This window comes from Streptomyces sp. Ru71 (genome assembly GCF_002920535.1).
Classification (GTDB): domain Bacteria; phylum Actinomycetota; class Actinomycetes; order Streptomycetales; family Streptomycetaceae; genus Streptomyces.
Map to the genome: position 1 here is coordinate 22,888 of NZ_PQSS01000078.1, position 11,347 is coordinate 34,234.

Below are 11,347 nucleotides of genomic sequence, written 5' to 3' on the forward strand. Positions count from 1 at the left end.
AGGCCGCACCCATGACCGACTTCCCGCGTTTCCCGCCCGGCTTCGTCTTCGGCGCCGCGACCGCCTCGTACCAGATCGAGGGCGCCGCCTACGAGGACGGCCGGGGCCCCTCGATCTGGGACACCTACAGCCACACGCCCGGCCTCGTCGCGAACGGCGACACCGGCGACGTCGCCTGCGACCACTACCACCGCTACCGGGAGGACGTGGCGCTGCTGCGCGAGCTGGGGGTGGACTCCTACCGCTTCTCGATCGCCTGGCCGAGGGTCGTCCCAGACGGCTCGGGCCCGGTGAACGCCAAGGGCCTGGACTTCTACGACCGGCTGGTGGACGAATTGCTCGCGGCCGGGATCGAGCCCGCCGCCACCCTCTACCACTGGGACCTGCCGCAGGCGCTGGAGGACGGCGGCGGCTGGCGGGTGCGGGAGACCGCGGAGCGCTTCGCCGCGTACACGGCCGCCGTCGCCGAGCGGCTCGGCGACCGGGTGCCGCGCTGGATCACCCTCAACGAGCCGTGGTGCAGCGCCTTCCTCGGCTACTCGGTCGGCCGCCACGCACCCGGCGCCCGCGAGGGCCGCGGCGCGCTGGCCGCCGCCCACCACCTGCTGGTCGGCCACGGGCTCGCGGTGAGCGCGCTGCGCGCGGCCGGGGTGCGCGAGGTGGGCATCACGCTCAACCTCGACCGCAACCTGCCGGCCTCCCCCGACTCCCCCGCAGACCGGGCGGCGGTGCGCCGCGCCGACACCCAGCACAACCTGGTATGGACCGAGCCGCTGTTCGCGGGCCGCTACCCGGTGAGCGAGGAGGAGACCTGGGGCGAGTTGATCACCGGTCAGGACTTCCGGCGCGAGGGTGACCTGGAGCTGATCGGACAGCCCCTGGACTTCCTCGGCGTCAACTACTACCGGCCGATCGTGGTCGCCGACGCACCGCACCGGGAGGCCGACCCGGCCCGCCGGGTGGCGACGGACAACCGGTACGCGGAGGTCCGGCTGGAGGGCGTGCGGCACACCGCGATGGACTGGCCGGTCGCCCCGGACACCTTCACCGACCTGCTGGTGGACCTCCGGCAGCGGTACGGCGGCGCGCTGCCGCCGGTGCACATCACCGAGAACGGCTCCGCCGAGCACGACGAGGTGAGCGCCGACGGCGCGGTGCACGACGCCGACCGGGTCGCCTACCTGCGCGACCACCTGCGCGCGCTGCGGGCGGCGATCGACGCGGGCGTGGACGTACGCGGCTACTACGTGTGGTCCCTGCTGGACAACTTCGAGTGGGCGTACGGCTACGGCAAGCGGTTCGGCATCGTGCGCGTCGACTACGACACGCAGCGGCGGACGCCGAAGGACAGCTACCGCTGGTACCGGGACTTCATCGCCTCGCAGCGGGACTGAGCGGGGGCCGGACGGAGCGGGCCGCTGCCGTCATGCGGCGGGTGGAGCGGGCCGCGGCGTTCAGACGCCGAGCAGGGCCCGCATCCGTTCGGCGGCGTGCACGGCGGCCGGGCCGCAGCAGTTGTTGAACAGCACGTGGAGCCGGTCCGCCGCCTCCGCCGAGGCCCGCAGGCGCGGCACCCACTGCTTCAGCTCCGCGTCCGTGTACCGGTGCCGGAAGCGGTCCTCCTTGCTGCCGGTCCCCCAGGCGGGGCTGCGGCCGTGGAAGCGGACGACGGACAGCCCGGGTGAGGTGACCGGGACGACGGGCGGCACGGACGCCGGCAGTCCCTGGGCCATGTCCACGCCGACCGCGGCGAAGCCGTACCGCCGCAGCAAGGCGTGCGTGTCGTCGTACCGTTCACCGCTCCACCACTGCGGGTGGCGGAACTCGACGGCGACGGGCCAGCCGGCGGTCCGTGCGGCGTGCTCGCCGAGGATCTCCTCGGCCCGGGCGCCGGGGCGCAGCCAGGGCGGGAACTGGAACAGCACGGCGCCCAGGCGGCCGGCCGCGCGCAGCGGTTCGAGCGCGCCGGCGAAGCGGGACCACACCTCGTCCAGCACCTTCGCGTCCCGGCTGTCGGCGGGCAGACCGTCCGGCAGGGTGCCGGGCCTGGTGGGGTGCCCGGTCAGCAGGGAGAACGCCTTCACGTCGAAGAGGAAACCATCGGGCGTCCGCTCCGCCCACAGGCGGCTGTTGCGTACGGAGGGCAGCGCGTAGTAGGTCGCGTCGACCTCGACGACCGGGAACCGCTCGGCGTAGTACCGCAGCCGCCCCTCCGGGTCCCGCCGACCGGCCGGGTACCAGCCGCTGCCGACGAGTGCCCGGTCGGTCCACGAGCAGGTGCCCACGAGGATGTCGCCCATGACGGGCCGGTTACCCCAACGCCGTCTTCCTATGGGGCGGTTGCGGAACTGCCCCGTGACCGAACGTCACATGGCGTCCCGTCGGAGAACGGCCTGGGCGCCCGGCCCGTCAGAAGCGCGGCGAGGGTGCCTGGGCCGTCAGAAGCGCGGCGAGGGCGCCTGGGCCTCCACCAACCGGGCCGCCTCCTCCGGGGTTTCGACCGACGGCGGCGACCCGTCGAGGGGACGGCGGGCCGTCTCCTTCATGCAGGCCACGGCGGCGACACCGACGAGGGCCGCGGCCATGGCGTAGTACGCGGGCATCAGATCGCTTCCGGTGGCCGAGATCAGGGCCGTGACGACGAGCGGGGTCGTGCCGCCGAACAGGGAGGCGGAGAGGTTGTAGCCGACGGACAGGGAGCCGTAGCGCACCTGCGTGGGGAAGAGCGCGGGCAGTGCGGCGGACATCGTGCCGAGCAGACACACCAGGGACAGCCCGAGCAGCAGCATGCCCGCCGCGACCGCGACCGGGCTGCCCTGGCCGACCAGCCCGAACGCCGGGAGGGACAGCACGGCGAAGCCGAGCATGCCGGCCATCAGCAGCGGCTTGCGGCCCAGCCGGTCGGACAGCCGGCCGACCTGGTTGATCAGCAGCATCAGCAGCACCATGGTGGCGATGAGGATCAGCAGGCCGTGCGTCTCGGAGTAGCCCATCTCGTCCGACAGATACGTCGGCATGTACGACAGCAGCATGTAGTCGGCGATGTTGTACGCGCCGACCAGGCACACGCACAGGATCAGCGTCCGCCAGTGCTCCCGGAAGATCTTCGCCAGGTCGCCCCGCGCGGTGGTCTCCACGGTGGACGCCGCCTCCGAGGCGCGGTGCACGGAGTCGTCCTCCAGCTTCTGGAACGCGGGTGTCTCGTCCAGCCGCAGCCGCAGGTACAGGCCGACCAGCCCGATCGGCCCGGCCACCAGGAACGGCACCCGCCAGCCCCAGTCCTGCATGCCCTGGTCGCCGAGCCACGCGGTCAGCGCGGTGACCAGGCCCGCGGCGCCGACGTATCCGGCGAGGGTGCCCAGTTCGAGGAAGCTGCCGAAGAAGCCGCGCCGCCGGTCGGGCGCGTACTCGGCGATGAAGGTGGACGCGCCGCCGTACTCGCCGCCCGTGGAGAAGCCCTGGACCAGGCGGAAGAGGATCAGCAGGACGGGTGCCCAGAAGCCGATGGCCGCGTAGGAGGGGATCAGGCCGATCGCACAGGTGCCGACCGCCATCATGATCATGGTGAGGGCGAGCACGCTCTTGCGGCCGATGCGGTCGCCGAGCGGCCCGAACACCATGCCGCCGAGGGGCCTCACCAGGAAGGACACGGCGAAGGTGGCGAACGACGACAGCAGCTGGACGGTGTCGTTCCCGGACGGGAAGAAGACGTGTCCGAGGGTGACCGCGAGATAGCTGTAGATGCCGAAGTCGAACCACTCCATGGCGTTGCCGAGCGAGGCCGCCTTCACCGCGCGCTGCACGGCCGCCTCGTCGGTCACCGTGATGTCGGTGCGGCGCAGCGGGGGGTTGCGGCGCCGTCTCGCCGCACGGAACAGCGCGCGATGACGGCGTTCGGCCTCGCGATCGGCAGCGGCCTCAAAGGTGTCGGGCTCGCCGGGCGCCATGAGGTCTCCTTTCGAGCGGACGGGGACAACCGCAAGATCGCCTGCTCACTTCGCGCGGGCGCAAACCGGACGGCGCGGCAGAGGGAGGTTCGTCACGTGGCACGGGACCCCGGCGCACCGCATGGACGTGGCGGGGACCGCGTGGCCGGGCCGGTGGACCCCGCGTGCCCCGGGGGAAATCGCGTCGCCCGGATGCGTGCCGCCCCTCGGGAGGCGCATTCTTGCTGTGTCGCCCCACGCGGCGGCGCACCGACGAGGTAGAGCGATGACTGCGAGCGCCGGGGACGGACAGCGGCCACCCGGGTGGTCGGCCGCGCTGCTGACCGACGCCGCGACACAGGCGGCCCGCGCGACCGGCGCCCGGGTCGCGGCCGTGTACCTGCGCTCGCCCGACCCCGCCACGCTGCGGCTGGCCGTGCTGTCCGGGCTGCCCGGAGCCCTGTTCCGGCCGTGGTGGGGGCTGCACGTCGAGCAGCCGTTCCCGGTCGCCGACGCGCACCGGCTGCGGGCCCCGGTGGTGCTGGCGAACCCCGCCGAGACGATGCGCCGCTATCCGCAGTTCGCGGCCGGGCTGCCGTTCCCGTTCGGCTCCGTGTCCGTGCCGGTCGTGCACGCCTCGCGTGCGTTCGGTGTGCTGGTCGTGCTGTGCCCGCCCGTCGCGGACGCCGCCGAGCTGGTGCCGCGGCGCCAGACGCTCACCTCGCTCGCCGACCGGCTCGCCGAGGACCTGGACCGCGTCGCGGCCACCGGCGCGGAGGTCACCTGGGACGCGGCGCCGCTTGACGTGCGGCCACCGGGCCCCGGTCCGGCCGGCGGGAGGGTCGGCTGTCTGACCTGGGATCCGGTGACCGACCGGCTCACCGCGGACGTCCAGGCGCGGGCCCTGCTCGGGGCGCCGGCCACGCTGTTCCCGGCACGGCTCGACGCGCTGCGGGCCGTCGCCCCGGAACTGCCGGCGCTGCTGCGCGAAGCGGCGCACGGCCGGCCGCCGCCCCTACCGTTGCCGGTGCGCGGCGCCGACGGCGCGCTGCGGCTGGTGCTGCTGTGGGCGCCGCGGTCGGCGCAGGGCCGCCCGTCGGTCGACGCGGTACTCCTCGATCCGGGGTCCGGCGCCCTGGCCGACGGAGCGGCCGACCTGCTGCCGCAGGGTGTGTTCTGCCTGGACCGCCTGGGGGTGGTCGGCTACGCCAACGCGCGCGCCGCGCAGCTGCTGGCCCTGGAGCGCGACCTGCTGCTCGGCCGTCCGCTGTGGGAGGCCGTGCCGTGGCTGGACCAGCCCGGCCTGGAGGACCATCTGCGCGCCGCGCTGCTGACCCAGGAGCCGGTGCACTTCCAGGTCCGGCGCCCTGGGTCCGAGACGCGTGAGGCGTACGAGGGCGACTGGCTCGCCCTGTCCGTCCATCCCGGCGCGCACATCCTGACCTGCACGGTCGCCCCGGCCAGCCGGGTGCCGGAGCCCCCTTGGCCGCCCGTCGGCAGCGGCCCGGCGGCGGAACACACGCCGGACGCCGACGCGGACGGCGCGCAGCCGCGCGTCACGGCTGCCGCCGCGCTGCGGTACCGGCCGATCGCCCTGGCCATCGCGCTGTCCGAGGCGGTCACGGCGCGGCAGGTGTCCGCGGTGGTGGTGCAGGAGCTGCTGCCCGCGTTCGGCGGCCGCCGGCTGGCCATCTACCTGCTCCAGGAACGGCATCTGTACCTGGCCTGGGAGACCGGCTTCCCGGAGGGCTTCCTCACCCCGTTCGAGGGGGTGGCCCTGGACGCGCGGCTGCCGGGCGTCGAGACGCTCACCACGGGCCGCCCGCTGTTCTTCGATTCCATGGAGCAGCTGGGGGCCGCCTACCCGGGCATCCCGCTGGACGCCACCGAGGGCGCCCGTGCCTTCCTGCCGCTGATCGCCTCGGGCCGTCCGGTCGGCTCCTGCATCCTCGGCTTCGACCGCTCGCGCAGCTTCAGCACCGAGGAGCGCACGGTGCTCACCGCGCTCGCCGGGCTGATCGCCCATGTGATGGAGAAGGCGCAGCGCTACGACACCGAGGCCGCCCTGGCGCACGGGCTGCAGCAGGCGCTGCTGCCCCGGGGCCTGCCCGTGCACCCTCGGGTGGAGACGGCGGGGCGGTATCTGCCGGGCACCGAGGGCATGGACGTGGGCGGCGACTGGTACGACGTGGTGCCGTCCGGGGACGGGCTGGCACTGGTGATCGGGGACGTGCAGGGGCACGGGGTGCAGGCGGCGGCCACGATGGGGCAGCTGCGCAGCGCGGTGCGGGCGTTCGCGCTGAGCGACCGGCCGCCCGAGGAGGTGGTGAGCGGCACCAACCGGCTGCTCATCGATCTCGACCCGGGGCAGTTCGCGAGCTGCTGCTATGTCCGCCTGGACCCGGTCACGGGGGTGGCCCGGGTGGTGCGGGCCGGGCATCCGCCGCCCCTGCTGCGGGAGGCGGACGGCCGCGCCCGCGTGGTGGACCTGCCCGGCGGTGTCGTCCTCGGCGTCGACCCGGCCGCCCGCTACCCGGTGGCGGAGCTGCGGATGGCACCGGGCGCGGTGCTGGCCCTGTACACCGACGGGCTGGTGGAGCGGCCCGGCTTCGACATCGACGACGGCATCGCGGCGCTGCGTCTCGCCCTGACCCGGGCCGGCGCACCCGGTACGGACCCGGGCTGCCGCTCCCTTGCGGACGTCGCCGACCGGCTCACCGCGACGGCCCGGAACGCCGACCGCCCCGACGACATCGCCCTGCTCCTCGCCGCACTCACCGGGCGCGACGCCGGCGACGTGTGACGCGGTGCTGGCGGGCGGACCGCGGCTTCAGGCCGCGTCGGTCCGACGGGGCGGTGACCGTCGGACCGCCGCGGAGCCCCCCGGCATCCCGAGGCGCCCATGGCCTGAAGAAACGCCCCAGCCGCGGGCCAGGACGGCACGGCGGGCCCACCCGACGGGGTGTGATGCCCCTCGCCTCACACGGCGCGGCAGTGTAGACATGGGCACATGGTCCGACTTCTGGGTCGATCCGGGACCCGCTCGACCCGGCGTCCCGGCAGCCGGCGAACCCCGCACGGCCATGACGGCGTGCCCCGCACGGGCGGCCGTCGCCCCCGGACGGTTCCGGTGGCGGCCCCGCCCGCCGCGCGGCGCAGGGGGCCCGGGCGCACCCGCCGGGCGCCGGCGGGGCTGCGCGCCACGCTCGGCAGGCGCAGCCTGGCCGGACAGGTGTTCTTCCTCAACGTCGTCATCGTGCTGCTGCTCGTCGTGGCCGCGGTGGTGGCGCTGCTGCTGCAGGTGCGCAACGACACCACGAGCGAGGCCCGCAACCGCTCTCTCGCGGTCGCCGAGACCTTCGCCAACGCCCCCGGCACCAGCGCGGCGCTGCGCGGCCCGGATCCCAGCGCCGTCCTGCAACCGCGCGCCGAGGCGGCCCGCAAGGGGGCGAACGTCGACTTCATCGTCGTGACGAACACCGACGGCATCCGCTACACCCATCCCAAGCCGGACCGCATCGGCAAGAAGTTCGTCGGAACGATCGCGCCCGCGCTGGCCGGGGGCACGGTCGTGGAGGAGATCAACGGCACGATCGGCCGGCTGGTGCAGGCGGTGGTGCCGGTGCGGGCGCCCGACGGGAAGGTGGTCGGCCTGGTGTCGGCCGGGATCACCACCGCGCACGTGGGCGGCGCGGCCGACCGCCAGCTGCCGCTGGTGCTGGCCGCCGCGGGCACCGGACTGGCCCTGGCCACCGGCGGCACGGCACTGGTGAGCCGCCGGCTGCTGCGCCAGACCCACGGCCTGGGCCCACGCGAGATGACCCGCATGTACGAGCATCACGACGCGGTGCTGCACTCGGTGCGCGAGGGCGTGCTCATCGTCGGCGACGACGGTGAACTGCTGCTGGCCAACGACGAGGCGCACCGGCTTCTCGGCCTGCCCGCCGACGCCGAGCTGCACAATGTGCTGGACCTGGGCCTGGAGGCGGACACCGCCGAGCTGCTGGCCTCGGGCCGCGTCGCCACCGACGAGGTGCACCTGGTCGGCGACAAGCTGCTGGCGATCAACCAGCGGCCCACCGACCTGGAGGGCGGCCCGTCCGGCAGTGTGGCCACGCTGCGCGACTCCACCGAGCTGCGGGCCCTGTCCGGCCGGGCGGAGGCGGCCCGCGAACGGCTGGACCTGCTGTACGCGGCCGGGGTCGGCATCGGCACCAGCCTGGACGTGACCCGGACGGCGAAGGAGCTGGCCGAGCTGGCCGTGCCCCGCTTCGCGGACTTCGTGACGGTGGACCTGTTCGACGCCGTGCTCGCCGGGGAGGAGCCGGATCCGGGCGGTGCGCTGCGCCGTACGGCGGTCAGCGGGGTCCGCGGGGACGCGCCGCTGTATCCGCTGGGCCGGCAGCTGCGGTTCGTGGACTCCTCGCCGCACGGGGTGAGTCTGCGCACGGGCCAGGCGGTCAGCGAGCCGAGTCTGGCCCGGGCCGCGGGCTGGCAGGCGCAGGACCAGGAGCGTTCGGCGCAGGTGGTGGAGTTCGGGATCCACTCGCTGATCACCGTGCCGGTGCGGGCCGGGGGCCGGGTGCTGGGCGTGGTGAGCTTCTGGCGCTCCCAGCGGCCCGAGCCGTTCGACGCGGACGAGGTGGCCCTGGCGGAGGAGCTGGTCACCCGGGCCGCGGTGGCCATCGACAACGCACGCCGCTACACGCGCGAGCACGGGCTGGCGGTGACGCTCCAGCGCAGCCTGCTGCCGCGCAGCCTGCCCGCGCAGGACGCGCTGGACATCGCCTACCGGTATCTGCCGGCGCAGGCCGGGGTGGGCGGCGACTGGTTCGACGTCCTGCCGCTGTCGGGCGCCCGGGTGGCGCTGGTGGTGGGCGATGTCGTCGGCCACGGGCTGCACGCGGCGGCGACGATGGGCCGGCTGCGCACCGCCGTGCACAACTTCTCCGCGCTCGACCTGGCGCCGGACGAGCTGCTGACGCTGCTGGACGAGCTGGTGGCGCGGATCGACCAGGACGAGGCCACGGACACCACCGCCGCCCCGGTCAGCGGGGCGACCTGTCTGTACGCGGTGTACGACCCGGTGGCGCGGCGCTGCACGATGGCCCGGGCCGGGCATCCGCCGCCGGCGGTGGTGCGGCCGGACGGCACCGTGGAGTTCGCCGAGGTCCCGGCCGGGCCGCCGCTGGGGCTCGGCGGGCTGCCGTTCGAGGCGGTGGAGCTGGACCTGGCGGAGGGCAGCCGGCTGGTGCTGTACACGGACGGGCTGGTGGAGGACCGGGACCGGGACATCGACTCCGGTCTGGAGCTGCTGCGCGGGGCGCTGGCCGGGTCGGGCTCCTCGCCGGAGGAGACCTGCCGGGCGGTGCTGGACACGCTGCTGCCGGCCCGCCCGGCCGACGACATCGCGCTGCTCGTCGCGCGCACCCGGGCGCTGGGCCCCGACCAGGTGGTCGAGCGGGAGGTGCCGATGGAGGCGTCGGCGGTGAAGGAGGTGCGCGCCTTCGTCACCCGGCAGCTGGCGGAGTGGGGCCTGGAGGAGCTGGAGTTCACCACGGAGCTGATCCTCAGCGAGCTGGTGACCAACGCGATCCGGTACGGCAGCGCCCCGGTGCGGGTGCGGCTGCTGCGTGACCGCAGCCTGATCTGCGAGGTCTTCGACGGCAGCAACACCTCGCCGCACCTGCGCTATGCGGCGCTGTCCGACGAGGGCGGGCGCGGTCTGTTCCTGGTGGCGCAGATGACGGAGCGCTGGGGGACGCGGTACACCCAGCAAGGCAAGATCATCTGGGCGGAGCAGCCGCTGCCGTGAGCCGGCGGGGGGCCAGGTCATCAAGCGGGCCTTTGAGATCCCATAAGGCCCGCTTATGAGGTCATAGGGCGAACCCGCGTACCGACTTAGGCTGCCCTTAGTTTAGGCTTCCCGTCGAGTCGATCATTCGCCGCTCGAAGGGAAACCCGTCATGCCTCGCCCCCTGCGGGTCGCCATCGTCGGTTCCGGCCCCGCCGGGATCTACGCCGCCGACGCGCTCCTGAAGTCCGAGGTGGCCGCCGACCCCGGCGTGTCCATCGACATCTTCGAGCGCATGCCCGCGCCCTTCGGGCTCATCCGCTACGGCGTCGCCCCCGACCACCCGCGGATCAAGGGCATCATCACGGCGCTGCACCAGGTGCTGGACAAGCCGCAGATCCGCCTCTTCGGCAACGTCGACTACCCGACCGACATCTCCCTGGACGACCTGCGCGCCTTCTACGACGGCGTGATCTTCGCGACCGGCGCCATGGCCGACCGCGCGCTGCCGATCCCGGGCATCGACCTCGACGGCTCCTACGGCGCCGCCGACTTCGTCTCCTGGTACGACGGCCACCCGGACGTGCCGCGCACCTGGCCGCTCGAAGCGGAGAAGGTCGCGGTGCTCGGCGTGGGCAACGTGGCCCTCGACGTGGCGCGCATCCTGGCCAAGACGGCGGACGAGCTGCTGCCCACCGAGATACCGCCGAACGTCTACGACGGGCTGAAGGCCAACAAGGCCGTGGAGATCCACGTCTTCGGCCGGCGCGGCCCGGCGCAGGCGAAGTTCAGCCCGATGGAGCTGCGCGAGCTGGACCACTCCCCGAACATCGAGGTCATCGTCGACCCCGAGGACATCGACTACGACGAGGGTTCGATCGCCACCCGGCGCGGCAACAAGCAGGCCGACATGGTCGCCAAGACGCTGGAGAACTGGGCGATCCGCGACACCGGCGACCGTCCGCACAAGCTGTTCCTGCACTTCTTCGAGTCGCCCACCGAGGTCCTCGGCGAGGACGGCAAGGTGGTCGGCCTGCGCACCGAGCGCACCGAGCTGGACGGCACCGGCAATGTGCGCGGCACGGGCAAGTTCACCGACTGGGACGTCTCCGCGGTCTACCGGGCGGTGGGCTACCTCTCCGACAAGCTCCCCAAGCTGCCCTGGGACCTGGACAGCGGCACGGTGCCCGACGAGGGCGGTCGGGTCATCGAGGAGAGCGGCAGCCACCTGCAGTCGGTGTACGTCACCGGCTGGATCCGGCGCGGCCCGATCGGCCTGATCGGCCACACCAAGGGCGACGCCAACGAGACGGTGGCCAACCTGCTGGACGACCACGCCAACGGCCGTCTGCACACGCCCTCCTCCCCCGCCCCGGAGGCGGTCGACGCCTTCCTGGCCGAGCGCAACGTCCGCTTCACGACCTGGGACGGCTGGTACGCCCTGGACGCGGCCGAGAAGGCCCTGGGCGAGCCCGAGGGCCGCGAGCGCGTGAAGATCGTCGAGCGCGAGGAAATGCTCAAGGCGAGCGGCGCGTGAGCCCCTGGCCGGGCGCGAAGCCCTGACGGCTTCGCACCCGGCCGTCGTGCAAGCAGGCCGGCTTCGCACTCGGCCGTCGCGCGAGGGCCG

The 11,347-nt window shown here is 74.0% G+C and carries 6 protein-coding genes; 4 read left to right on the forward strand and 2 right to left on the reverse strand.

The annotated features are described in order from the left end of the window. The first annotated feature begins 11 nt into the window (after window positions 1–11). Window positions 12–1,394 (forward strand): GH1 family beta-glucosidase, encoded by a 1,383-nt coding sequence (locus tag C3489_RS31425; RefSeq protein ID WP_103785504.1) that lies wholly within the window; start codon window positions 12–14, stop codon window positions 1,392–1,394. A 60-nt stretch (window positions 1,395–1,454) separates the two neighbouring features. Here the strand turns inward: C3489_RS31425 and C3489_RS31430 are convergent, their stop codons facing one another. Continuing rightward, window positions 1,455–2,300 carry a DUF72 domain-containing protein gene (locus tag C3489_RS31430; protein WP_103785505.1) on the reverse strand — a complete coding sequence of 282 codons (846 nt, stop codon included), beginning with the start codon at window positions 2,298–2,300 and terminating at the stop codon, window positions 1,455–1,457. 138 nt (window positions 2,301–2,438) lie between these two features. Next, entirely contained in the window at window positions 2,439–3,947 is a 1,509-nt protein-coding gene (gene proP, locus C3489_RS31435; RefSeq protein WP_103785506.1) for a glycine betaine/L-proline transporter ProP, read from the reverse strand. A 265-nt stretch (window positions 3,948–4,212) separates the two neighbouring features. Between proP and C3489_RS31440 the strand changes: the two genes are divergently transcribed. From C3489_RS31440 to C3489_RS31450, 3 genes are all read left to right on the forward strand, one after another. Then, the gene (locus tag C3489_RS31440; protein ID WP_103785507.1) at window positions 4,213–6,729 is read left to right on the forward strand and encodes a SpoIIE family protein phosphatase; all 2,517 of its coding nucleotides are present in this window, start codon (window positions 4,213–4,215) and stop codon (window positions 6,727–6,729) included. Between the two features lie 207 nt (window positions 6,730–6,936). Then, a complete protein-coding gene (locus tag C3489_RS31445; RefSeq protein ID WP_181139921.1) occupies window positions 6,937–9,741 on the forward strand; it encodes a SpoIIE family protein phosphatase in 2,805 nt (934 codons plus the stop codon). Window positions 9,742–9,892: 151 nt separating this feature from the next. Next, window positions 9,893–11,257: an FAD-dependent oxidoreductase gene (locus C3489_RS31450; RefSeq protein ID WP_103785509.1), complete on the forward strand. Its 1,365-nt coding sequence runs from the start codon at window positions 9,893–9,895 to the stop codon at window positions 11,255–11,257. Window positions 11,258–11,347 lie beyond the last annotated feature (90 nt).